Raw genomic sequence first — 24,352 nt, forward strand, 5'->3', positions numbered from 1 at the left:
TAATCTCTTTTTTATTTATAATTTAAACTTATTAACATTAAGTTCTAGATTTTCAGTTATTTTATTTAACTTATCTGCAGCATTTGCAACTGTATTAGCTGATGCTGTTTGTGTTTGTATTAAACTTGATATTTGTTTAGTTGCTAATGCTGATTCTTCACATATTTGACTAATACCTTGTATAGAATCAACTACAGAGCTTTTAGACTCATCTATTTCTTCTATACTTTTTAATAATTCATATACATTTTCAGTCATTTTTTCAAATGAATTTGTTATATTATTAAATGCTTCCATAGATATTTTCATTGCATCATTAGCTTCTAATATAGCTTTATTTGACTCTACTACATTTTGTTCTGTACTTAGTATTCCATCACTTATTTCAGTCATTATACTTTCTATTTTTCTAGTTGATTCAGATGTTTTTTGTGAAAGCATTCTTATCTCATCTGCAACAACTGCAAATCCTTTACCTGCAGTTCCAGCTCTAGATGCTTCTACTGCTGCATTTAATGCTAGTAAGTTTGTTTGACGTGAGATAGCATTTATAGCATCTACTATTTCACCTATAAATTTCGATTTTTGAGCTAGTACTTTGATATTTTCGTTGGTTTCATTCCCTATATTATTTGTAGTTTCTAGCTTATTTCCTAATTCCTCTATAGCCCTACTACCATTATTATTGTCTTGAACTACACAGTCTAAATTTACTTTTATTTCTTCTGTAGTCTCAATTGTTTTTTCGATTTTGTTAGCTAAGTTATTTAACATATAAGCACCTTGTTGAGCTTCTGTTGCTTGTTTTTGTGCACCATCTGATAATTCTACAATTGTATTATTTATATTACTAAACGATTCTTTTATATTTTCAGTTATTGTTGCTAAATTTTTTGATTCTATTGCAGTTTCATCTGAACATACTTTTATTTCAGAAATAGTTGTATGTAATGTATCTCTTAAATCAATTACATCTTTGCCTATTATTCCTACTTCATCTCTACATTTTTTAATTTTTTCAAACTGTGTATTATCTTGTAAATCCAAATCTGATGTCATTTTTATCATATTTGATATATATTTTATAGGTTTGCTTATACTTATACCTATTATGAATGCTATTATAGCCACTACTATACATATACCAATTGTTGTGTATATATTCTTTGATAAACTATCGTTAAGTTCTTTAAGCATATCATTTTCTTTAACTGCAATAGTCATTACATTTCCATTTTTTAATTTACTATATCCTAGTATCGTTTCATCATCACCATTTTTGTGATTTACAATCCCACTTTCTTCTTTTCCTATATTTATACTAATTCCTTGAGTATCTTTAAGTGATTCACCTTCATTATAGTCTTTATGGACTATATAGTTCATATCTTTATTAAGTAAAAATGCATATCCTTCTTCAAATACTTTAACTTGTTCTATCATTTCTTTAAATTGATCAAAGAATAAGTCTACTGCGACTACTCCAACCAAAGTATCTCCTACATAGATAGGTCTTGTATAAGCCATTCTCATACTTGATGAATGAGCATCTTTATGAGGATCACTCCATATCCCTTCTTTAGCTCTTATCGGATTATAATACCACTGCATGTCTGGTGCATCATCTTTAAAGTTATCTTTTGTAAATTTGTTTTTCTTTGTTAAATCTCCACCTAATGATTCTCTTTCATAAATTAACTGATGAGCTTCTTTAGTTATTTCAGGATTTATTATAATTGCTATTCCCAAGGCATCCTTATACTCTTTTGCTAGTTTCTCTATATATGAGTCAAGATTGTTTGCATATTGTGTAATATACACATCATCTTTGTCTAGCTTTGTTGTATCTAATGTCGTAGATACCAGATTTTCAATTGTGTCAACATAGTCTACTGTTTTGTTTAAGACTTGGTTTATTACATTAGCTCTATCTTTTGCATATAATTCAACTCTTTTTTCTGCTTCTTTTTTTATTAACTCTTTACTATTGATACTAGTTATCGCAGTTATTATCGTTGATGTTACTATACAACAAAGAACTATTGCAAATACTATTTTTACAGATATTTTCCTCATTTACCCCTCCAAATATTTAAATGAAATTCTTAATTATTATTTTCGGTATAAATGATAATTTCTTGAATATTTTTTAACTATTTATAAAAATTAAATCATAGTAGCATTATCTTAATTTATAAATATGTTTTTTATCTAAAACTTCTTTATAAAATATAAAGAAAACCTACTATTGCTATTATAAATATTGCAATACCCATTTTTCCTGCTACGTTTCCATTTATTATATATATAAATGGATTTAAATAGTATAATAAGTTTTTTTCTTTATTACTCTGTCTTTTTTCATACTCGTCTTCTTTTATTTCTTCTATAACCATCATTTTTATTCTTGCGTTAATTTCTCCTAAAATTCCTCTTTTAGCCATATCCTCAATATTATTAACTTCATTATTTACTACTTGTTGCTTTTGATTTTCGCTTTTACAGTTTTTCAAAGCTTCTTTCAAATATTTATATTCTACTACAGATTCTTGTATTAACTTTTTTAAATCTAGGTTATTATCTTTTACAAATTGATTCTCTTTTCCTGTTAATTTTTCTCCTTTTATTATTTTTGAAGCTATTAAAATAGTTTTTTCCAAATTATTTTGTTCCTTATTAGAAAAACTAACAGCCTCATTTATAGCAATCATTTTTATTTTGACTTCTGTTTTTGAAATTAACCCTAATTTCCCTTTTTCTTCTATATTTCTTACTTCTTTTGATATTAGTTTATCCCTTTTATCTTGGGTATCACAAGCTTTAAGCTTTTCTTTTAATATATCACATTCTTTTAATGATTCCTTTGCTAATTTATTTAACTCTGGATATTTTTCCTTTATTAAATTTTCTTCACCAGAACTCAACTTTTCACCTTTTATTAATTTAACTACTATAGACTCAGCTTTTTTAAATTCATTTTGAATTTTATTTGAATATTTTATAACTTCATCTAATGCTGATGTTTTTATTTTAGCTTGTACTTCGGATAAAGATCCATTTTTAATCATATTACTTATGTCATCTAATGCTTTTGATATTATTTTTTCTATTTCTTGACCTGTTTTACAGTATTTTATCGCTTCTTTTAAATTGTTACATTCTTTTAATGATTGTTCTGCAATTTGTTTCATATCTGGATATTTAGACTTTAAAAAATTTAATTCATTTTTAGTAGGTTTTTCTCCTCTAACAATTTTAATTGATATTAATTGGGCTTTTGATATTTCTTCTTGAATTTTTTTTAAAAATTGTGCTACTTCTTTATTTTGAAGTGATTCAGTTTTTTCTAGAGATTCATTTGGTATCTGATTTTGGATAGTTCCATCAACTTTACTATTTTGTAACTCTTGATTTTTATTTATATTGTTGGCATCCCCTTGACCATAAATATTTCTACCATATGAGTTATTATTTATATTATTTACCATTTTTATATTTACTCCTAAAGTGATTGTTATTAAAATTTTAAGCTATCCTTATTTTATATATTTTTAAATGTTTTAACAATGATTTTTGGATATTTATGGTTTAACTATTTTAAAATTTGAGACAACGGCTTAGTCCTTTACATAAAAAATCCGCTTCGCTCATGTCGCCAACGACTTCGTCCGTTGCTCAAAAATGTCATTTTTTACTTTCACAAAGATATTGATATTACTATAATTTATAGGTTATCCACAGTTTTTGACGTATCATAATATCCTTAAACGTAAAAAAAGACAGTAATCTTTACTGCCTTTATAATACTTAATTATTAATCATATAGTCTATCTTAATACATTGACTATATCTACATGATTCTTAGTATTTTCTTCACCTAATATTTCTTTGTATATGCAATCTAACTCTTTTTCTATAACATCATCTTTAATATTAGTTTCAGATAAAATCATTATAATATACTTAGCCCCAAATACAGAACTTTTTATATTAGTATGATGAGAGTTATTTTTTTCATAGAATTTAATTCGTTTAAGACGATAGTTAAGATCTTTATCATTTTCAGCAAAGTCTGGATCTTCAATCTCTCCAATCATGCCTTTATAGTTTTTATTTTTTTCCTTTAATATATTTAAAAATTTACTACCATAACCTTTAGATCTAAATTTTTTATCTACAACATAATAATCTAATAATATATATTTTCCATTTTCACATTTGCAGAAAAATGCATATGATGCTAATTCATCACCTTCATATAATCCATAACCAATATATTTATTTTCTTTTACAAGTCTTTTAATAGTTTCGTATGGTTTTATTTCTTCTTCGTGAAACTCATGAACTAACTTTTCTTTATAAATATTTAATAATGACTCATTCGATAATTTTATTACATTCATTTCTCTCACTCCAATTTCTAGTAGATTTGTCAATAAATAATCCATACATCTATATTAATCCTTGGTATAATGCAAAGGTCAATAAATATTTAATTAATTGAATTTTAAGTAAAACGAAACTTGAGCTCCTCCTAATGAATTATTTGAAATATTAATTTCACCATTATGCTTTTCTACTATAGCCTTGCATATATAAAGCCCAAGACCTGAGTTACCAGATTTAGCACTTCTTGATTTGTCACCTCTATAAAACTTATTTAGAGCAAATTTTAAATCATCATTGCTAAACCCATTTCCATTATCACTTATTTTAAAATATAACTTACTTTTGTATAAGGTAACTTTAATATTTATCTCACCATGTAAGTCAGTATGCCTTATAGCATTACTTATAATATTATCCATAACTCGTATAATTGAGTTTTTGTCAAAGGTGTATTCTAGATCTTTCTGTATATTTTCTGTAATTAATTTTATCTTAATTTGTTTGCTTTCTGCCATATCTTTAAAATTAGTTATTTGCTGATTTAAAAAGTTAATTACATTATTGCTTGTAGGATTTATATTAAAATCTGAACTATCTAACTTATTAATTAAATTTAAATCATTTACAAGCTCAATAGACCTATCTGTTGATTTATTTATTGAATCTAGGTAAGAAATTAATCTATCCTCGTTTTTGTAAGAACCTTCTAAAAGCATTTCTACTTTACCTTTTATAATTGTAAGTGGACTTCTTAAATCATGGGATAATCCTGAGATTATTTCTTTTCTTTCTTCTTCCATATTCCATTGCTTATTTAAAGTATTTTTTAGCTCATTTTTCATTTCTTCAAATGATGATATAACTTCTCCAAGTTCATTGTTGTAAGGATACTCTATATTAAAATCTAAATTATTTTCTTTTATGTTTTCTGTTGCATGTTTTAATTTACTTAAAGGATCATTTATATTTTTTGATAGTATTTTTCCAAATAAATAAGAAAAAAATACTATATATATAAACGGAGATATCAATAATATAAATGTAATTAAAGAAATTAAACTTTGAGGTATACTATCTGATGTAACAGCTAGTCTGTAAGATAAAATTACAGCGCCTTTTAGTTGATAATTTTCAGTCACTATAGGAATATATTTAGTTACATTATTTTTTTTATCAACATCAGAAGTGTTAATTTTATTAACTATATCAACTTGATTATATAATTCTTCATCTAGATTTCCATAACTCTTATTACTTTCTAAGCCTACGACTCTGTATCTAATGCCTTCACTTGGTATTATTTTATTTAGCTCTTTTTCATAATCTAAGTTTAATAATTTATCATTTTTAGTATTTATATATTTTTCTATATCATAAATTTTTTTTTCATAATAATTAGCTGCTTTTATACTTTTTCCATTAAGCATCCCAGTCACTAAACAAGCTGTTAATATAACTGAAATAATACTACAACCTAAAACTAAGGAAAATGTTAATATAAACTGCTTTTTTAAAGAATATTTCTTTAGCATTCTTAATGGTTCCCTTCTTCTTTTGTATTCCACTTATATCCCACTCCCCATACAGTTAGAATATAATTAAAATTATCATTTATACAATGGAACTTGGCTCTTAGTTTTTTCACATGCTCTGCTACGGTGCTGCAATCACCTTCTGCTCCATACCCCCAAATCTTATCATAAATTCTCTCCTTAGAAAAAACTTGACCTTTATTTAAAGCTAAAAGCTCTATAATATCAAATTCCCTTTTAGTTAGACTTACTTCCTTTTCAAAGTAGAACACTTCTCTTGTGCATAAATCTATTTTTAAATTTTTAAACAATAAAAAGTTATTTTCCTTTTCTACATCTCTTTTATCTCTTCTCAAATGAGCCTTTACTCTAGCTCTTATTTCTCTTATACTAAATGGCTTTGTTATATAATCATCTCCACCTATAGCTAGTCCATTTATAATATCATTTTCTTCAACCTTAGCAGTTATAAATATAATAGGACATGTTACAATACTTCTAATTTCTTTACATAGCTCAAATCCATCCTTACCAGGCATCATAACATCTAGTAAAATAATATTAGGTGCTTTATTTATGAGTTCTAAAGCCTTTTCTGAGTTATTTGCAGTATAAACTACATATCCTTCATCTGAGAAAATATCCTTTAGTAAAGATATTATTTCTAAATCATCATCTATTATTAATATTTTTTCCATTTTTATCCTTTCTTACTAATCTAAATAATCTTTTTTATCAAATACAAAGACTGATGCCCCGCTACTTAATAGTATAATTATAGTACAAATAATCATAAAGTTATTATTCATATTAGATAAAACATCAAAAATAGTTTGAGAACTTAAAAAGAAAAATACAAACAAATCATTTATATACATTGCCCCTATGCATAATCCTAATGATAAAATATATGCTACTATTGAATTTTTAGATATTATTCCCACAATGCTGCTTATTGCCATAATTGCAACCATTATTAAATACTCTAGAGCATAATATTTCAAATTGTAAATCATTGCACCTAATATCCCAAAATTTCTATCTATATTAAAATAGTGTGTTGATTCTACTCTATTCATAAAAACAAATCCAAAACTATTGCCTATGATGTACATAATTAGCATAAATAATCCTGTTATTAATGCATAACTTACTAATTTAGCTATAATATATTCTTTTTTACTGTATCCCCTACCTAAAATCATTCTATACGCTCCTACTGTAAACTCATGATTAAAGCTTTCTATAAATATCATAGGACAAAATACAAATACTAAATATAAATGAAACTCTCTCATTATAAATGGTGCTGTATTTAAAGAATCTAAATATACTGTTGTATTAGGATCATAAAATCCTAAATCAAAAGTTCTTATAAAAAAGGCAAATAATATAAAAACTACCGTTGATACTATAAATAACCATCTATTTTTTTTACTTTTATACATTCTATCTAATTCACATAAAATTATATTTTTCATTTTTTCATCTCCTATATTAAATTATCACATCTATTATAAATAACATAATTACCAATAAAGAATACTGTTATATAAGCTAAACTAACCAATAAACTAAATCCTAGGTGTATGCTATTTTGACCTAGACTTAATGCTATTCCTTCATATTGAATTTGAGTTATTGATATTAACTGTAAAATTTTCAAATTTTCGCTGTCAAAAAAGAAAATTTGAATTATAAATGGATAAATAATAAATAATAATAATGTTGCTAAACTTACCCCTGAGGCTATTATAGTTGACTTGCTTATAGTAGCTATAAAAAATATTACTATTGCCATTGTTGAAAGCGTTAAAAATGCAAATGAATAGTATTTTAATGTATATATAAATGCTTGATTACCAGTTAATAATGGCTCCCAGTTAAATATTGCTATCTCATTTATTTTAGGTAATGTTAAATATCCAATTATATAACTTAAAACTAAATAAGTAACTAAATATATAAATATAGCACTAATAATAGTTACTATCTTTGCTAGAAATACTTGTGTTGGTTTATAGCTTCTTATCAGTACCATTCTAATTGATCCATTTCTAAATTCCTGCGTTACAGATAAAACTATAAGAAATACAACTACTAAATTAAGTCCTAGCATTAATTGTTCTTGCATTGCCGCTACTGGAAAGTTATAAAAACTTGTAAACATAGGATTAGATATTGATACAACTTTGTTAACTGATAAATAGTATTTTACTGAGGCAATTAGTAAAATAGGAATTGACAAAAAGCATGCTAGTGTAGACTTTTTATAATATATCCTTTGCAGCTCGCTAATGTATAAGCCTTTATAATTTTTAAAAAATTTATTATTTTCCATAAGATTACTCCCTAAGTTTATATTGTTTTATTTTCTTTCATTAAATTTACAAATATCTCTTCTAAGTTATTTGATTTATTATCATCTATAAGATCTTTTGTATCTCCATACCAAATTAAGCTTCCTTCTTTTATAATTACAAGTTTGTCACATATTTTTTGTAATTCATCTAATAAATGGCTAGATATAAAAAATGTTATATTTTTATCTTTATTTAACTTTAATATTAATTCTCTAAGCTCTATCATACCCATTGGATCTAATCCATTTGCGGGTTCATCTAAAATTATTATTTTAGGATTATTAAGTAATGATTGTGCTATTCCTAGTCTTTGTTTCATACCTAATGAATAAGTAGATATTTTTTCATTTCTTCTTTCATAAAGTCCTACTATTTTTAATGATTCTTTAACTATTTCTTCCCTCTGTTTTTTTGTATAATCTAAATTTAGTAACGATAAATTTAAGAGTGCTTGCTCTCCAGTTAAATACTCAAAAAATATTGGTGCTTCAACTATTGCCCCTAAACTTAATAATGCTTCTTTTCTTTTTATATTCACATCATAATTGTTTATATAAATTGCACCTTTAGTTGGTTTTATTAGTCCTGTTATAATTCTTATCAATGTAGTTTTACCAGCACCATTAGGCCCTACAAATCCGCAGATATCCCCTTCTTTAATTTCAAAATTTATATTTTTTATTATATTTTTTCTTTTTATTGATTTTGATATATTATCAACCCTTAATACTGTTTCCTTCATTTAAACTACCTCCAAATATGTTTTGATTTATACTGATATAGTAGTTTTTAATTTTAAAGATTTTATAAAGTTTTAATAAAAACCTTGAAAATTATATAGAATTTAATATATAGCAAATCTTAATATTCAATAGAGGGGATTTAAATCTTATGTCTAATGAGTTATATAAGGTTAATATTAAGGAGAAAAAAATGAAAAAATACGAAGTTTTTAGAGAAATTTATAATCCTTGTGCTGGTGTATATATTTTTGATTCCAACTTCCCTAATGAAATTGAAACTGATGATATAGAAAAATCCTTGAGAAGTTGGATTCCTGTTGATTTTCCAGAGTATGTAAAAGATGTTTTTAGTGATGGTTCAATTGTTTATTTATTAAAATTACCTAGAATGGAGAGATATACATTCTGTGAAATTTAATTAAAATAAAAGCCTAGAAAGGTATAATACCTATCTAGGCTTTTGTATTTTTTAATCTTCTTATTTAATTTATTCAATGCAATTATTTTATCTTTTAATATATTACAACTAGTACTTTACTAAACTGTCATATTAGATAAAGACATTTGAGTGCATTTATCAACTTTAAATGCTTTATAAGTTATTGTTATAATTATTAACTCTGAAATAGCCATACTTATCCATATGCCATTTGCTCCAAATAACTTTGCCATAACTATTAAAACAATTGGTAAAACTAAAATAGATCTCATTGCACAAATGATATTTGAGTATTTAGGCATTTCTATTGCTTGATAATACATTGTTGTAGTTAAATTACATCCTATAAATAAGTACGCTAAGTTATTTATATTAACAGCTATATAAGCCATCTCTATTAAATCTTTATCTGTAGTAAAAATTCCTATTATATTTTTACCAAATATAAAGCATATCATTGCAAATAAAGCTCCAATTATAAAGGAAGTTTTATTAGAAAGCTTATAAACTTCTATCATCGCTTTACTATTTTGAGCACCAAAATTATAGCTTATAAGAGGCTGTGCACCTAAAGTTATACCTAAAAGTATTAAATATATGTTTGTTGTTATATAGTTTATTATAGCGTAAGTAGAGATTCCAGCTTCTCCTATAGTATTCACTAAAACTAAATTATGGACAAATATTATAACTGAAAATGCTGCCTCTGCAAAAAATGATGGTACCCCAATTTTAAACACTTCTTTAACTGTATCTAACTCAAGTTTTTGATTTCCAAAACTTAATTTACCCTTTTTTAATATAAAATGAGGTAATGCAATTAATAATGTTACTATTTGACCGAAACCAGTTGCTATAGCTGCACTTTTTATTCCTAATCCCATCATAAATATAAATATATAATTTAAAATTATGTTACATATAGTTCCACATATTGTTGATACCATTGCTAGTTTAGGTTTGCCATCATTTCTAAGAAAACTATTAAATGCAATGCCTAACAAACTTGGTAAGCAAAATGCCGCATAGTAACTCAAATACTCTGCCGACAATGGTTGTAATGTTTCTGTTGCCCCCATTATCTTAACTATTTTGCTAGAAAAAATTATACATATCGCACTTAAACAAATACTCATTATAATCAACATATACGTTACTTGTCTAAATACACTTACTCCTCTTTCATCTTCATTTGCTCCAAAGTGTTTTGATATTAAAGCTCCACCTCCAACAGAAACCATTGTCGCAAGTCCAAAAAACACAATAGTTATAGGCATTACTATATTTACAGCACCTAATGCCTGATTACCTATTCCATTACCTAAAAATACTCCATCTATTATAGTATTTAATGATGCTATACACATTGCTAATGCTGATGGAATTGCATATCCTAAAAATTGTTTAAGCATTTTTATCCCTCCTAACCAATTAGATGTCTTTATGTTACAATACTAAACTATACAGTTACTGGAGAGTCAATACTTTTTTACTTTTTTAGTATTTCTATTTTAACTAAACTTTTTTCTTTTAAGTTTTCATCGATTTTAGGCATAATCCATACTTCATTAAAATCCCCTTGAACTTCTATATTATTTTCTTCTATGAAATCTAATATTTTTTTATAATGATTTACACTGTCTATTAAACTTCCTTCAAATATTAATGTTATATAATCACCTTTTGGAAGTATATTTACATTCTTATTATCATTACAAAAAGCCTTAAATCCTTTGTATAATACTTTCTTTTCATTTTTTAATATATCATAAGAAATAGTTGCTCCCGTTTGAGAATAAGCTTCTTTATTATTTTTTTCTAAATCTAGTATTACATCTCTTAAATTTATATCTAACTCTTCTAAATTAGTTGATACTACATCATAATTCATATATATTCTCTCATCATTGTATTTTATAAAAATTTCATCTAACCCATATTCAATATTTTGAGATATATTTTTCTCTAAATTATCTAAATAATTTTTAACATTTGTTAGCTCATTTATCTTATGTTCTAACTTTTTTGATTGTAATTTTATATTTTCTAAAACTAACTCTATTGAACAATCTGAATTAAGTATGCTCTTTATTACCTCTAGTGACATACCCGTTGCTTTAAAGTGCTTTATTAAATCAATTTTTATAAATTGTTCAACACTATAATATCTATATTTGTTATCTTTGTTTATACGCGCTGGTTTTAATAAATCTATCTCATCATAATACCTAAGTGTTTTTATTGGTATATTAAAAAACTTAGATATCTCTCCTATGGTAAAGTATGTACTCATATATATCTCCTTTGTAAAATTATACTCTCATTATTTTAATACACAATATAGCAAAATTAAAAATACCATATACGTAAATAGGTATAGGATTATTGTATTATAAAACACAATAATTCTATACCTATCATTTAAACATTTACTTAATTATTTTTATAAACTAGGTAATTCGTTATAGCTAGTTATAACTTTATTTACTATTCCATATTCAACAGCTTCTTCAGAGTTTAGCCAATAGTTTCTATCTGTATCTTTTTCAACTTTTTCTAAAGGCTGATTTGTTGCTTTACTGATTATAGTATTAATTCTTTTACGAACCCTTACTATCTCCTTAGCTTCTATATGTATATCTGTTGCTTGACCTCTACATCCCCCTAGTGGTTGGTGTATCATATATCTAGTATTAGGTAGTGAATATCTATCCTCTTTATTAGCTGCAAGATATATTGTTATACCTGCACTTGCAACCCATCCAGTTCCTATAACTATAACACGTGGTTTTATAAATTTAATCATATCATGTATAGTATCACCTGCTTCAACATGACCACCTTGACTATTTATAAATAATTTTATAGGCTCATCACTCATCTCTTGAAGTATAAGTAATTGTGTAGCTACTTTTTCAGCTAATTCTTGATTTATTTCCCCTGAAATAATTATTGATCTTGACTGTAATAATTTTTCTACTACCACATTTGATTTATCTTTGTATTTTTCTTTATTTTCCCCTAAAGTATACATTTTCTTCCCCCTTATATCTGTATTAAAAACTTCTTATTAATAAGTATATCACAATATTTTTAATAAATATTTAAATACTTTTAACATCTAGAATTTAATTTGAATACTATATAATTAGGAATATTTTTTCCTAATCTTATTTTAAAGGTGATTATTATGCCATGCTATTGTAAAGACTATAAAAGCGAAGTTTCTATAGAATATCCATTATACCAATCGAAACAAGGTAATTACTTTATAGGTCAAACACCTGTTTTAATGGATAAAGGTCAGCATGTTTTAGCTTCTCTATATAATCCAATCAATTCTAATGTTAATATTTATGTTAATGCAATGACTATAACAAACGTTTCAAGTTCAAATCTCCCTGCTCAATTTTATTTAAAGTCTAATCTTCATAAAGCTTTAATCAGTAAATCAGTTAGTTGTACTAATCAGTCTATTTCACCAGAACCTATTCCTAAAGGAAAAATTAAATATTCAGATACAGCAGATACAGGACCTAAAAATGGTGTTTCTATATTTAGTAGAATTATATCTCCTAACACAACAGAAGTAATTGACGGTGGACAGATTATTATACCTCCTGGTGAATCTATAGTAATTTATATTGGTGATTTTTTACCAGTTAATTTTGACAGTATTATCATTGCATTTGGTTGGTGGGAAGAAAAAATTTGCAGATACTAATTTTATTTAAATAAACTAAAACCACTAGCTTATTGAGATACAATATGCTAGTGGTAATTATATTCCTTATTATATAAGATTATTGTCAATAATCGTACATGCTCTTTCTACATAAATAAATGTAGGTTAAAATTATTATTTTAAATCTATATTTTTAAAGAATATTAATAAAAAATTCGCTTAACTCCTGTAGCCAATGACTTCGTCCGTTGCTAAAAATGTAAAATTATATATTAATATATATAAAAAAATTTATTAACATTTAAATAAATATAAAATAAAATAATTATAAATAATAAATTTTCAGGGGGATATACAATGAAAAAAAATATAGCTTGGTTTGCTATGATTCCAGTATGCATTATAGCTTTATACCTGTCTTTCTTAAGTGCTATAAGTGTTCCTCAAAGTCTATATTGTAAATCAGCTTCATTAAATCTTTTTATTCCTGCATTTTTTACAATTTGTTTATGTAATATTCTTTTGCATCTTATAGCAGGTTTATTTGCAAAGAAAAGTAATAATAAATATTTAAATTTTATTACTTTTCTTTACAATAAAAAAGATAAATTTATAATTAAATTTTTTAAATTTATTACTTATATTATTATATTAATACTTTCTTATGGTATTTTTTTAGGAGTATTAAATAAAGACTTATGTTCTGCCATTTGGAACGCACTTTCAATTATAATAGCTATATTTTATGTAACTTGGTTTTCATCATTATAAGCCTATAATAAAACACCGTAAAACTTCTATATTCAGAGGTACGGTGTCTATTTACTGTTATATATATTTTTCATTTCAAATATCCTGATTTTAAATAAATTTTCTAATGTTTATCCAAATTTATAATATATTTTACTTATTATTTTACAATCTTTTTTAATTTAAATTATTTTTTGTTATTTATTTATCTTTATATAATCCATTCAGGCCCTAAAATCGACCGTTCATGCATAATATGTTGTTAATTTATATTATTAATGCTAAAGTTATTTTAAACATAATTTCTATTATGTTTTTAACTTACTACACTAATTGTGTTGTAAATACTGCTGGTAATTAATTTATCGTTGGATTTATCCAGCAGTATTTACAAACTTAATTTTTAGCTTTATGGAGGGGGATAATAATGAAGCTTCAAAAATATACATTTAGGTTTGAACCAGAGAATCCAATTACTACGCCTAAAGAATTTACTAATGAGCTAATAAAATACTGTGATAGTACAAATAAGGAATTATATATTATTCATGAGGGAATGGAGCCTGTAGTACTAATAGATGATATTAAATATTTAGGTATATTAGAGCAACCTAAAATGATTGATATTCCTATTCTTCCTATTTATTTTGTTCAAAGCTTCGGCTTTAAATGGGTTTATTTATATGAATATGATAAAGCTTAATAATCATAATTTTAATATAACAAAAGGTAGCAATAATTAAATTGCTACCTTTTTTAGTACATTTAATGTCTAAATGCATGTTCTTCTTTGTATTTTTTTTGTCTAACTAACTTAGATTCCTTTTTGTACAAATTAGCAAATATAACTACTCCAATTATATATAAAATTACAGTTAAATAGTATGGTGAATTATAAGAAATTTTCTCCATCATAACCCCACCTATGGAAATTCCTATCGCTCTACTTATATTAGAACATAAAGATATCATACTGCTCAAATTCGTCCTATCCTTTTTATCAACTAACTCCATAGATAAATTTTGAGTTAAAGGAGTAGCCATATTCATAAGACCATTTCTCATAAAAAACGATATTGCAATTAGTATAATTCCCTGAGGAAATGCTATAGATAATAAAAATGGTATAGATATTAATTGACATATTATTACCGAATTAGATTTCCCAAATTTATTTGACATAAAAGGAATTAAACTTCCACCTAATATACATCCAAATTGAGATATTGAAAGAATACTTCCAACTATACTATCTGATATATTCATAGAATATTTTAAATAAACGCTAAAAAATGGTACTACCATACCTGCTCCAATACCTATTACAAGATAGTACATCATAAAGTATAGAACTTTCCTATCTGATATAACATGATTATATCCTTGTAAACATTGTTTAAAATTTCTAGACTGTAAATTCTTCGGTTCTTTCATAAAATAAATTGGTATAAATGCTAGTATTGATAATATTGCTGATATGATAAATATATATGTTATAGATTGTTGTGATGTGAAGTATTTACTCATATATGTTGATAGTATACCTCCAATAAATGATGCACTCATCATACCTATATTTGATACGATAAAATTTATACTAAATATAGATATTCTTTCTTCCTCTTTTGTATTTTCAGTTATATACATTCCCTCTGCTGTATTTTTTACACTCATTCCAAATCCATTTATTATTGCCATTAATCCGATTAAAAATATATTTTTAAATAATACTAAAAAAACACTACCTATAGCTATTGATATAAATCCTAATTTAAAGCTTCTTTTTCTACCTATTTTCTCTATTAAATACGCACTTGGTATTGATGCTATAGCCATAGCAAATACATTTAGTGAAAGTATCGTTCCGACTATATTTTCTTCATATCCTATTTCTTTCAAGTAGATTCCCACAAACATATTAAAAATCCCCATTGCAAATGATGCAAGTAAGTTTATTGCAAAAAATAAGTATATGTTTTTATTTATATTTTTAAATTTAGACATTCTAATAATCCCTCCCCCACTTATATAGTATCACTTCTCTGCCTAAAAGTTTAAATTTTAAATACATAAAAAATTATCTTGTATTGTATTTGACAAATAATAAAAAAGTAGTTATACTTTTTAAGTGTTTTAGTACTTTAAAGTTTTATATAGTACTTATAAGTACTCATTTTAATTAAGAGGTGATTTATGAAAAATAAAAAAGAAAACATTATAAAAATCGCGCAAGATTGTTTTAACATTCACGGTATAAAAAATACATCTATAGACTACATAGTAAAAGAATGTAAAATGTCTAAATCAACATTTTATAAATTTTTTCCCACTAAAGAAGATTTAATTTGGGAAACAATAATTTATTCAAGTGAAAAATTTGCTACTACAGCTATATTGCTAGATGCAGATGATACAAAAACTCCTCATGAGGCACTAAAGGAAAAAATTCAACTTGTATTAGATTATTTAAAATATAATTCTTCTTTTGATCCAAATTTATTAGAGATTTTTTCAAAAACTAAAGGTGATAATTTAATCGAAGTAAAAAATAAAATAAAGTCTAGCATATTAAATTCTTATAAATCTTCTTTAGTTTTAATATATGGAGAAGAAATAAATGTATTTATTGGTGACTTAATATTTATAATTGATAGTTTAGTTCATGAGTTTTATTTAGTTATGAGGATGAATAAAAGGCATCTAAGTATCGAATATATATTTGAATTTATCATTAGACAAATAGATATTAATATAAATTACCTTAAAACTAACAAAAGTATCATAAGCGAAAGTATATTTTATACAATTGATGAAATCGGAGAAAACAATTATGAAAATGTATTAAAAAATACTTCTATACATGTTATAAGCTCTATAAAAGAATTAATTTCATCTAATGGTGAAAATGAAAAATTATATGATGCAATAAATAAAATAGAGGAAGAGTTTAATTTAGGCAACTACGATTCACTTATAATGGATGCAATGATTGCTTATCTAGAAAAACAACTATTCTTGCAAAAACATACTAATAAATTAAGTAGACTATTATCTAAATTAGGAGATGACATAAAAGGTGGACAATAAAAAATTAAGAAATTTAATAGTTTCAGTGTTGTTATTAGGATCTTTTCTAACAGGTCTTACTCAAACTGTTCTAAACTCAGCATTACCAAGTATAATGAATGATTTTCATATAACAGCAGACTCAGCTCAATGGTTAACTTCGATATATATGCTTGTTTTAGGTGTAATGATACCAGCAACAGCATACTTAATCAGCAATTTTTCTGCAAAAAAATTATATATCAGTTCTATGTTATTATTCTTTACTGGATGTTTAATTTCAATATTTACAAATAATTTTCAAATGCTTGTTGCATCTAGAGTATTCCAAGCAATGGGTGCTGGAATAATAATGCAATTAGTTCAAGTATCAATGATAAATTTATACCCTAAAGAAGAAAGAGGGGCTGCTATGGGATTATATGGTTTTGTAGTTGGTGTTGCTCCTGCAGTAGGGCCTACTGCCGCAGGATATATTATTGATAATTTTGGTTGGAGAGTTTTATTTTACATACTAGCATTTATAGCAGTATTAGATATGATTTTAGCATTTATAGTACTTAGAGATATAACTGAGATAAAAAAATCTAAACTAGAAGTAATCTCTCTAATACTTTCAACTCTTGGGTTTGGTGGATTATTAATAGGGGTATCTAATTTAGGTACTTATGGTATATCTAACTACATCACCTATTTACCAATAATTTTAGGACTAATATCTCTTATATTATTTACCATAAGACAATTTAAAGTTAATGATCCGTTGCTTAATCTTAATGTTTTTAAATCTAAACAATTTGTAATATCGGTTATATTATTAATGATTATATATGTATCCTTTGCATCTGCAACAATGATTTTATCATTGTATATTCAATCTTCAAGAGGTATGTCAGCTATGATACCTGGGTTAATGATGCTTCCTGGTTCAATACTCATGTCTATATTAAGCCCTATATCTGGTAAAATACTTGATAAATATGGTGCAAGAATTTTATCTATATTAGGATTTTTCTGCCTAGGTATAAGCACATTCTCATTTTCTAACTTAAGTGAAACAACATCAATTGTTATGCTTACTGTTATGTATTCTATTAGAATGATTGGAATTACACTTTTACTAATGCCAATTACAACTTGGGGGCTTAATTCTCTTAACAATTCAGAAATAGCAGATGGAAGTGCTATTGGTTCAACTCTTAGACAAGTTTCCGGTGCTATTGGTTCTTCTTTATTCATAGCTATAATGACTACAGTTTCTAAAAATTGTTTAAATACTTCTGAAGTATTAGCTAATATAAAAGGTATAAATGTTGCATTTAAATCATCTTCATTATTGCTGTTTGTAGGTTTAATAGTGTCTATAATATATGTTAAAGATAAAAATAAAGATTCTCAAGAAGAAGAAAGTATAACTTTTGCACTTGAAAACTAGACAATATAAATTCATTGACATATAATAATTTTAATAAAAAACAAATAATTTAACTATATAAATTTAGATTACGAAAGGAAAGTTATGAGTAAAATCGGATTAATATTAGAAGGTGGCGGTATGAGAGGAATCTATACTGCAGGTGTATTAGATTTTTTTATAGAAAAAGATATAGAAGTAGATATAGTAATCGGTGTGTCTGCAGGAAGCTGCCATGCATCATCTTATCTTTCTAAACAATATAAAAGAGCTTATCATGCCACTATTGATTACATACATGATAAAAATTACTTAAGCTTTAACAACCTTATAAAAACAGGATCTATATTCGGAATGGATTTTATGTTTAATACTATTCCTAATCAATTAAATCTTTATGATTATGATGCTTTTAATAAATCTAATACTAAATTTATTGCTGTTTCTACTAATTGTGAAACTGGAAAACCAGAATATTTTGAGTTAAAAGATTTAAAGAAAGATATTATTTATATGCAAGCATCTTGTTCTATACCTATGTTTGCAAATATAGTTGAGATAAACAACTATAAATTACTTGATGGTGGTGTTTCCGATTCTATACCTATACAATATGCTATAAATCAAGGCTATGAAAAAAATATTGTTGTATTGACTAGAGATATTACCTATTCAAAAAGTAGACAAAGATTTACTTCTCTGTTAAAAAGAAAATATAGAGATTATCCTAACCTTATTAGCGCTGTTGAAAATAGACATATTAATTATAATGATAGTCTTAAATTAGTCAATAAATTATCTAAGGATGGAAATGCTCTTGTTATAAGACCTAAAAATCCCGTTAGTGTTAGTCAAGTTGAAAAAAATGTAGCAAAACTTACAGCACTATACGAAGAAGGATATAATGATGCAAAACAAATGTGTAATCAAATCATAGAGTTTATAGATAAAAATTAAAAAATAAAAGTCACTAAATAAATAGTGACTTTTATTTTTTATGTTCCACAAAAAGTTCTGTATGGATACTTAGATGGTTCTGGTGGATTCGAGTAATCTTTTTTATCTATAGAATATTCATATGGATTACTTATAACATTAAGAAGTTTTTTCATAAAATCATAATCTCCACTTTCTGCTTTTTCTATAGCTTCCTCTACTCTATAATTTCTAGGTATTACATATGGATTAGATTTTTTCATTAGATTTTGTATCGATTCTTTTGACTCCTCTTGTCTATCTAACCTATCTTTCCATACTTTATACCAATGTTCAAACTCTTTGCTACCAAACATGCCTTTATTTTTAAAATTATTAAATGTAAGTTCTCTAAATGTATTCGTATAATCCTCATTGTATTTTTCCATCATACTAAGTAAATCCTCAATAATAGCTTTATCTTGTGCTTCTTCATTAAGCATTCCAAGCTTACTTCTCATAATTTTCATCCAATTTAAATAATATATTTCTAAAAATTCTGTTATAGCATTTTGTGCTATTTCTATAGCTTCATCTCTATTTTCTTTTAGTAATGGTAATAATGTTTCTCCAAATCTGCATAAGTTCCATTGAGCCATAATAGGCTGATTTTTATATGAATAACGACCATTCGTATCAATTGAACTAAATACTGTATTTGGGTTATATGTATCCATAAATGCGCATGGCCCATAATCAATTGTTTCTCCACTAATTGTCATATTATCTGTATTCATAACTCCATGTATAAATCCAACAGATTGCCATTTTGATACTAAAATTGCATGTTTATTTATTACTTCTCTTAAGAAATTTATATACTTATCTTTATTATCCTCTATATTCGGAAAATGTCTTTTTATGCTGTAATCTGCTAATTCCTTAAGTTGTTCATCATTTCCAAATGCCGCTATATATTGGAAAGTTCCAAATCTAATATGACTTGAAGCTGTACGTACTAGTATAGCTCCATCTTTTTTATTTTCTCTTATTATATTTTCTCCAGTTTTAATCACAGCTAGACTACGAGTAGTAGGTATATCTAAACTGTGCATCGCTTCACTTATTATATACTCTCTAATCATTGGTCCAAGTGCGGCTCTTCCATCTCCACCTCTAGAGTATGGAGTTTTACCTGAACCTTTAAGTTGAATATCATATTTTTGCCCTGAAGGTGTTATTTGTTCTCCTATTAATAATGCTCTTCCATCCCCTAACATTGTAAAATGTCCAAACTGATGCCCTGCATAAGCTTGAGCAATATAAGCCCCAGCCTCTAAAACTTTATTTCCTGAAAGTATTTCTATACCTAGATCAGTTCTTAATCCATCACTATTTAATCCTAATGATTTTACTAAGGCCTCATTAAGTATAACTAATTTAGGGGATAATACTGGATTTATATCTATTTTGCTAAAAAATATTGGTGATAATTTATCATAGCTATTATCGAAATTCCAACCTATATTACTATTTTTATTAAGCATCTTATCTCCTTATAAAATTATATAAATATTTGTTATTAACTTAATATACCCATTTTTTGAATTTCAAATTAGTATAATGCCATTAACCATAGAAAAGAAGCTTACGACTAGTAGTGTAAGCTTCTAAAACAAATTTTGTATTATATAATATTTTAACCTTCCATAGCTTCATCCATAGTATTTCCAACAAATATCTTGCTATCAACAATATCAAATACCTTATTAAACAATTTACTATATACAGCTCCAAAAGCATTATTAAAAATCCTAAATATTATTGCACCTACTAACCCAAGTACAGGAACTGCAGCTGTTAATGCACCAAAACAATTAAACACAGTTTGCCATTGATATGTTCCCGATAATCCAACCATCAACCCTCCAATTATGCCTGTATATCCCCTTAACTCTTTTGGCAAAACTAAGTATAATATACCAAATATTAAACATCCTATAACTAAAAATGGAGGTCTTTTTTTATATCTAAATTCAAACTTGTCTTGGCTTGGCTGTAGTATTGACATGCATGAAAATCCAATCCACATTGTACGTGGTAAATGCATAAGCTCTCCAATTAAAATAGCTGAACATATTCCAAGTGTTATCTTTAATTGCCATTTAGTTCGCTCATTTTTTAAGCTTACATCTTTCATAATATCTAAGATTTTATTTTCAAATTTAATATTTTTTTGTTTAAGGTAAAAAATTAAAGATACTATAATACCTCCTATAATTAACCCTATAACACGATTTATATATCCATTTATACTATTAACTTCATATCCATACAATAATAAATATGATAAAACAAATGTGGATTGATTAGCTAAAACGACATTATGACATGATAATACAACTATTGCCATTATTGATACAAAATTTATTATACTACCTAGTATCGGATTGGCTATAGTAGCCATATAAGGGCTTATTATACATATCCCAAATATACCTAAAATAGTAAATGCAGATTGTTTTACATCAAAGTCTAAATTTGAGAACCTAAAGGTTAGTAATGAAAGGACTGTAACTACCCCTACAATACTATTTTCTTCTCCAAATGCTTTGCTAAAGAGTGTTACTATTACCATACAAAATAAAAGACATAAAAAATCCTTAACTATAAGAGCTGTTATATATTTTCTTTTTAAATATTTATCCTCACTTTCTTTAATTAAAGGTTTTAAATTACATGCACCTAGCTGCATCGCCTGATAAAAACTCATAATTATCTCTCCCTTTCTCCCTCTAATATTTTGGTATTTGCTTTTTCTATAAGAGATATTAATTCATAAAATTCCTTATCTCCTAATTTTCTTCTTAAATCATAAATAGGTCCTAAATAATGTTTATAAATATCATCTATTTGTTCTCTTCCTAATTCAGTAATAGAAACAAAATAACTTCGCTTATCATCTTCATCTCTAGTTTTTATTAAATAGCCACTTTTATTTAATGTATCTATAATTCTACTTATAATAGTTTTGTTTAACCCCATAGATTTACTAAGACTCATTGGTGTCATATTTTCTTTACTAACTGCTAATTGAGACAATAGCTCTAAATGTTGAGATGGCATTTCATATTGTTTACTAGATCTGCGTATAAGCAATCTACTAAATAATCTTATATCTTGCATTTTTTCAACCATATAAACCCAATCTATATTTTCCACTAATTTTACCTCTTTTCTAAATCAATTTAAAATATAATGCTTATAATAATATATATTATTTTAGTTGACTTTGTTAACTAAATTTTAATTTAATTTCTATTTTTTGTCAAATGACATAAAAAAACACCTATATAATATAGGTGTTTAAGCTGCATGTAAGTCATAACCTACGGCTAAAAGATAGTCTTGATTTAAAAGATTTCTTTCTCCATATTTATCTATTGCAGCGATAACTTGCTGTTGTCTTTTTATTGATCTTTCATAATGTTTTTTAGGATTATATCCTTCTGGACATTGAGGCAATCCAGCTAGCATAGATGCTTCTTCAAAGCTTAAATTGTTTGTATTTACATCAAAGTATCCCTTACTTGCTTCTTTTATTCCCGTGTATCCATTTCCATAATTTATTATGTTTACATAAATTTCTAATATTTCATCTTTTGAAAAAAGTCTTTCTATGTCTTTAGCTAAAAATAATTCAGTTACTTTTCTTGAAAAGTTTTTATTTCCATTTAAGTATATATTTTTAGCTAATTGTTGTGTTATAGTGCTACCTCCTTGAACTATCTTACCTTCTTTTATATTATTAATAGTCGCTCTAACTATTCCTATAAAATCTAGCCCTTTATGGTTATAAAATCTATGATCTTCAACTGAAACTATGCCAGTTAAAAAATCTTCATCTATATTTTCAATGCTTACATAATTGTCGTTTTTCTGTATTTGATCAACTTTATCTTGTAAACTTACCTCATTTATTACTTCTTTATATCTTCTATATCCATCTATTAATACCTTACTTGTTGGGATACTTACTAATATAATTGTAATTATCATAAAAGCTATTAAATATTTATATATCTTTTTCATGTAGTACCCTCCTCTTGTCTTATTTCAGAAATAATTATTTATTATACTACCATTATACATATATCTTTATTTAAAGTCCTTTCATATACCTTAAATTAACCTTACTTTTTTGTAACTTAAGTAAGTTTGTAAAATTAATTTATTGCTGTTTTATTTCATAAAAAAATACCCATAAATGAGTACTTTAAATTATTAACTTTCTTACATATAGATTTTAGTATTTTGTCTTCTGTACAAAAACTACTTTTTGACATAATAAAGTTTTATTTCTATAAATTAAATTAGCATAAATTTTATAAATATTATTAATAATATAGGTGAACATAATTGCATTAATTACATATCATTAATTGTGTTGTTTTTATAAATAGTACTTTTCAAATTCTTTATAAAAATTATATTTTTCAACTTTTATCTTTTTAATAAATTATATTTCTAAATGTATAGCATTTTTTTAATATCTATATTAATATTATATTGTTGTGTTTTATAAAAAATTTGTTTTAATATATTAAGAGGTGATAAATTTGCAAGCAATTAAAAATTTAATGGTATTATTATTAAACTTTATGGCATTACTTATTTTATTTTATATTTTAGCTGATAGTTATACTACTGTTGTCCTTTTATTAGGCTTAGTATTATTAGGTTTTAAGGTTTTAATGGCTAAAAATTAATATTTTTTGTAATTTTATTTACTAGAATTTTTTCTTAGTAACTTAATTTTATATAATTTTAAATACTCAATATTTTAATAAATAAAATAATCATATTAGATTATTAGTTTTTGTGTGCATTTTTATTTTCAATCTAAATTTATAAAATACATTTGTTAAAATTTAAAATAATAATCAATCCAATTATATCAGTATATATCTTATGTTTTTCTATTTTTATAATTAAAATCTGATTTTAGCTTAATGAATAATTATATTTTTTTATGTAATAATAATCTTATAAAATC

24 protein-coding genes are annotated in these 24,352 nt (G+C 25.4%); 8 read left to right on the plus strand and 16 right to left on the minus strand.

Annotation, left to right across the window (positions count from 1 at the left end; all coding sequences use genetic code 11):
* Positions 1 to 15 precede the first annotated feature (15 nt).
* The 8 genes from BLP75_RS02275 to BLP75_RS02310 all read right to left on the minus strand — a co-directional run bounded on the left by BLP75_RS02275 (position 16) and on the right by BLP75_RS02310 (position 9,026).
* Positions 16 to 2,076 (minus strand): methyl-accepting chemotaxis protein, encoded by a 2,061-nt coding sequence (locus BLP75_RS02275; protein ID WP_092722456.1) that lies wholly within the window; start codon positions 2,074 to 2,076, stop codon positions 16 to 18.
* Positions 2,077 to 2,222: 146 nt separating this feature from the next.
* Entirely contained in the window at positions 2,223 to 3,488 is a 1,266-nt protein-coding gene (locus BLP75_RS02280) for a hypothetical protein (protein ID WP_092722458.1), read from the minus strand.
* Positions 3,489 to 3,827: 339 nt separating this feature from the next.
* Positions 3,828 to 4,403 (minus strand): GNAT family N-acetyltransferase, encoded by a 576-nt coding sequence (locus BLP75_RS02285; RefSeq protein WP_092722460.1) that lies wholly within the window; start codon positions 4,401 to 4,403, stop codon positions 3,828 to 3,830.
* Positions 4,404 to 4,496: 93 nt separating this feature from the next.
* Positions 4,497 to 5,954, minus strand: coding sequence for a sensor histidine kinase (locus tag BLP75_RS02290; RefSeq protein ID WP_092722462.1), 1,458 nt, complete (start codon positions 5,952 to 5,954; stop codon positions 4,497 to 4,499).
* A complete protein-coding gene (locus BLP75_RS02295; RefSeq protein ID WP_092722464.1) occupies positions 5,924 to 6,619 on the minus strand; it encodes a response regulator transcription factor in 696 nt (231 codons plus the stop codon). Before BLP75_RS02295 ends, BLP75_RS02290 begins: the two co-directional genes overlap by 31 nt.
* A 15-nt stretch (positions 6,620 to 6,634) precedes the next feature.
* Positions 6,635 to 7,402: an ABC transporter permease gene (locus BLP75_RS02300; RefSeq protein ID WP_092722467.1), complete on the minus strand. Its 768-nt coding sequence runs from the start codon at positions 7,400 to 7,402 to the stop codon at positions 6,635 to 6,637.
* Between the two features lie 11 nt (positions 7,403 to 7,413).
* Positions 7,414 to 8,262 carry a hypothetical protein gene (locus tag BLP75_RS02305; protein ID WP_092722469.1) on the minus strand — a complete coding sequence of 283 codons (849 nt, stop codon included), beginning with the start codon at positions 8,260 to 8,262 and terminating at the stop codon, positions 7,414 to 7,416.
* Positions 8,263 to 8,279: 17 nt separating this feature from the next.
* The gene (locus BLP75_RS02310; RefSeq protein ID WP_092722470.1) at positions 8,280 to 9,026 is read right to left on the minus strand and encodes an ABC transporter ATP-binding protein; all 747 of its coding nucleotides are present in this window, start codon (positions 9,024 to 9,026) and stop codon (positions 8,280 to 8,282) included.
* A gap of 191 nt (positions 9,027 to 9,217) precedes the next feature.
* Between BLP75_RS02310 and BLP75_RS02315 the strand changes: the two genes are divergently transcribed.
* Positions 9,218 to 9,445 carry a hypothetical protein gene (locus BLP75_RS02315; RefSeq protein ID WP_092722841.1) on the plus strand — a complete coding sequence of 76 codons (228 nt, stop codon included), beginning with the start codon at positions 9,218 to 9,220 and terminating at the stop codon, positions 9,443 to 9,445.
* Positions 9,446 to 9,564: 119 nt separating this feature from the next.
* Here BLP75_RS02315 and BLP75_RS02320 read toward each other — a convergent pair whose 3' ends face one another.
* The 3 genes from BLP75_RS02320 to BLP75_RS02330 all read right to left on the minus strand — a co-directional run bounded on the left by BLP75_RS02320 (position 9,565) and on the right by BLP75_RS02330 (position 12,500).
* Positions 9,565 to 10,878 (minus strand): MATE family efflux transporter, encoded by a 1,314-nt coding sequence (locus tag BLP75_RS02320; protein WP_092722472.1) that lies wholly within the window; start codon positions 10,876 to 10,878, stop codon positions 9,565 to 9,567.
* A 77-nt stretch (positions 10,879 to 10,955) separates the two neighbouring features.
* Positions 10,956 to 11,759 (minus strand): MerR family transcriptional regulator, encoded by an 804-nt coding sequence (locus BLP75_RS02325; RefSeq protein ID WP_092722473.1) that lies wholly within the window; start codon positions 11,757 to 11,759, stop codon positions 10,956 to 10,958.
* Between the two features lie 150 nt (positions 11,760 to 11,909).
* A complete protein-coding gene (locus tag BLP75_RS02330) occupies positions 11,910 to 12,500 on the minus strand; it encodes an ATP-dependent Clp protease proteolytic subunit (protein WP_092722475.1) in 591 nt (196 codons plus the stop codon).
* 156 nt (positions 12,501 to 12,656) lie between these two features.
* On the opposite strand from BLP75_RS02330, the gene BLP75_RS02335 reads away from it, so the two are divergent.
* The 3 genes from BLP75_RS02335 to BLP75_RS02345 all read left to right on the plus strand — a co-directional run bounded on the left by BLP75_RS02335 (position 12,657) and on the right by BLP75_RS02345 (position 14,604).
* Entirely contained in the window at positions 12,657 to 13,190 is a 534-nt protein-coding gene (locus BLP75_RS02335) for a DUF6143 family protein (protein WP_092722477.1), read from the plus strand.
* Between the two features lie 318 nt (positions 13,191 to 13,508).
* Positions 13,509 to 13,922 carry a hypothetical protein gene (locus BLP75_RS02340; RefSeq protein WP_092722479.1) on the plus strand — a complete coding sequence of 138 codons (414 nt, stop codon included), beginning with the start codon at positions 13,509 to 13,511 and terminating at the stop codon, positions 13,920 to 13,922.
* Between the two features lie 406 nt (positions 13,923 to 14,328).
* Positions 14,329 to 14,604, plus strand: coding sequence for a hypothetical protein (locus BLP75_RS02345; protein ID WP_092722481.1), 276 nt, complete (start codon positions 14,329 to 14,331; stop codon positions 14,602 to 14,604).
* Positions 14,605 to 14,666: 62 nt separating this feature from the next.
* Here BLP75_RS02345 and BLP75_RS02350 read toward each other — a convergent pair whose 3' ends face one another.
* Entirely contained in the window at positions 14,667 to 15,905 is a 1,239-nt protein-coding gene (locus BLP75_RS02350; protein WP_092722483.1) for an MFS transporter, read from the minus strand.
* Between the two features lie 189 nt (positions 15,906 to 16,094).
* Here BLP75_RS02350 and BLP75_RS18335 point away from each other — a divergent pair, with 189 nt between their 5' ends.
* The 3 genes from BLP75_RS18335 (at position 16,095) to BLP75_RS02365 (ending at position 19,338) form a co-directional block, all read left to right on the plus strand.
* Positions 16,095 to 16,988 (plus strand): TetR/AcrR family transcriptional regulator, encoded by an 894-nt coding sequence (locus BLP75_RS18335; RefSeq protein ID WP_092722485.1) that lies wholly within the window; start codon positions 16,095 to 16,097, stop codon positions 16,986 to 16,988.
* On the plus strand, positions 16,978 to 18,402 hold the full coding sequence (locus tag BLP75_RS02360) for an MDR family MFS transporter (RefSeq protein WP_242872364.1): 1,425 nt from the start codon (positions 16,978 to 16,980) through the stop codon (positions 18,400 to 18,402). Before BLP75_RS18335 ends, BLP75_RS02360 begins: the two co-directional genes overlap by 11 nt.
* Positions 18,403 to 18,486: 84 nt before the next feature.
* Positions 18,487 to 19,338 (plus strand): patatin-like phospholipase family protein, encoded by an 852-nt coding sequence (locus BLP75_RS02365; protein ID WP_092722487.1) that lies wholly within the window; start codon positions 18,487 to 18,489, stop codon positions 19,336 to 19,338.
* Positions 19,339 to 19,376: 38 nt separating this feature from the next.
* Here the strand turns inward: BLP75_RS02365 and BLP75_RS02370 are convergent, their stop codons facing one another.
* The 4 genes from BLP75_RS02370 to BLP75_RS02385 all read right to left on the minus strand — a co-directional run bounded on the left by BLP75_RS02370 (position 19,377) and on the right by BLP75_RS02385 (position 23,388).
* Entirely contained in the window at positions 19,377 to 20,843 is a 1,467-nt protein-coding gene (locus BLP75_RS02370; RefSeq protein ID WP_092722489.1) for a protein adenylyltransferase SelO, read from the minus strand.
* A 152-nt stretch (positions 20,844 to 20,995) separates the two neighbouring features.
* Positions 20,996 to 22,069, minus strand: coding sequence for an FUSC family protein (locus BLP75_RS02375; protein ID WP_092722491.1), 1,074 nt, complete (start codon positions 22,067 to 22,069; stop codon positions 20,996 to 20,998).
* 2 nt (positions 22,070 to 22,071) lie between these two features.
* Positions 22,072 to 22,518 carry a MarR family winged helix-turn-helix transcriptional regulator gene (locus tag BLP75_RS02380; protein WP_092722493.1) on the minus strand — a complete coding sequence of 149 codons (447 nt, stop codon included), beginning with the start codon at positions 22,516 to 22,518 and terminating at the stop codon, positions 22,072 to 22,074.
* A gap of 144 nt (positions 22,519 to 22,662) precedes the next feature.
* On the minus strand, positions 22,663 to 23,388 hold the full coding sequence (locus tag BLP75_RS02385; RefSeq protein ID WP_092722495.1) for a biosynthetic peptidoglycan transglycosylase: 726 nt from the start codon (positions 23,386 to 23,388) through the stop codon (positions 22,663 to 22,665).
* Between the two features lie 527 nt (positions 23,389 to 23,915).
* Here BLP75_RS02385 and BLP75_RS18065 point away from each other — a divergent pair.
* Positions 23,916 to 24,065, plus strand: a complete 150-nt coding sequence (locus BLP75_RS18065) for a hypothetical protein (protein ID WP_170139078.1) — start codon at positions 23,916 to 23,918, stop codon at positions 24,063 to 24,065.
* Positions 24,066 to 24,352 lie beyond the last annotated feature (287 nt).

It is taken from the genome of Romboutsia lituseburensis DSM 797 (assembly GCF_900103615.1).
Lineage (GTDB): Bacteria > Bacillota > Clostridia > Peptostreptococcales > Peptostreptococcaceae > Romboutsia_F > Romboutsia_F lituseburensis.

Excerpts from the sequence above, each read along its gene's own strand:
- BLP75_RS02315 (WP_092722841.1), top strand. The coding sequence starts at position 9,218 with ATGAAAAAATACGAAGTTTTTAGAGAAATTTATAATCCTTGTGCTGGT.
- BLP75_RS02275 (WP_092722456.1), bottom strand. The coding sequence starts at position 2,076 with ATGAGGAAAATATCTGTAAAAATAGTATTTGCAATAGTTCTTTGTTGT.
- BLP75_RS02375 (WP_092722491.1), bottom strand. The coding sequence starts at position 22,069 with ATGAGTTTTTATCAGGCGATGCAGCTAGGTGCATGTAATTTAAAACCT.
- BLP75_RS02370 (WP_092722489.1), bottom strand. The coding sequence starts at position 20,843 with ATGCTTAATAAAAATAGTAATATAGGTTGGAATTTCGATAATAGCTAT.
- BLP75_RS02385 (WP_092722495.1), bottom strand. The coding sequence starts at position 23,388 with ATGAAAAAGATATATAAATATTTAATAGCTTTTATGATAATTACAATT.
- BLP75_RS02320 (WP_092722472.1), bottom strand. The coding sequence starts at position 10,878 with ATGCTTAAACAATTTTTAGGATATGCAATTCCATCAGCATTAGCAATG.
- BLP75_RS18335 (WP_092722485.1), top strand. The coding sequence starts at position 16,095 with ATGAAAAATAAAAAAGAAAACATTATAAAAATCGCGCAAGATTGTTTT.
- BLP75_RS02340 (WP_092722479.1), top strand. The coding sequence starts at position 13,509 with ATGAAAAAAAATATAGCTTGGTTTGCTATGATTCCAGTATGCATTATA.
- BLP75_RS02280 (WP_092722458.1), bottom strand. The coding sequence starts at position 3,488 with ATGGTAAATAATATAAATAATAACTCATATGGTAGAAATATTTATGGT.
- BLP75_RS02330 (WP_092722475.1), bottom strand. The coding sequence starts at position 12,500 with ATGTATACTTTAGGGGAAAATAAAGAAAAATACAAAGATAAATCAAAT.
- BLP75_RS02325 (WP_092722473.1), bottom strand. The coding sequence starts at position 11,759 with ATGAGTACATACTTTACCATAGGAGAGATATCTAAGTTTTTTAATATA.
- BLP75_RS02310 (WP_092722470.1), bottom strand. The coding sequence starts at position 9,026 with ATGAAGGAAACAGTATTAAGGGTTGATAATATATCAAAATCAATAAAA.
- BLP75_RS02300 (WP_092722467.1), bottom strand. The coding sequence starts at position 7,402 with ATGAAAAATATAATTTTATGTGAATTAGATAGAATGTATAAAAGTAAA.
- BLP75_RS02295 (WP_092722464.1), bottom strand. The coding sequence starts at position 6,619 with ATGGAAAAAATATTAATAATAGATGATGATTTAGAAATAATATCTTTA.
- BLP75_RS02345 (WP_092722481.1), top strand. The coding sequence starts at position 14,329 with ATGAAGCTTCAAAAATATACATTTAGGTTTGAACCAGAGAATCCAATT.
- BLP75_RS02335 (WP_092722477.1), top strand. The coding sequence starts at position 12,657 with ATGCCATGCTATTGTAAAGACTATAAAAGCGAAGTTTCTATAGAATAT.
- BLP75_RS02365 (WP_092722487.1), top strand. The coding sequence starts at position 18,487 with ATGAGTAAAATCGGATTAATATTAGAAGGTGGCGGTATGAGAGGAATC.
- BLP75_RS02350 (WP_092722483.1), bottom strand. The coding sequence starts at position 15,905 with ATGTCTAAATTTAAAAATATAAATAAAAACATATACTTATTTTTTGCA.
- BLP75_RS02285 (WP_092722460.1), bottom strand. The coding sequence starts at position 4,403 with ATGAATGTAATAAAATTATCGAATGAGTCATTATTAAATATTTATAAA.
- BLP75_RS02305 (WP_092722469.1), bottom strand. The coding sequence starts at position 8,262 with ATGGAAAATAATAAATTTTTTAAAAATTATAAAGGCTTATACATTAGC.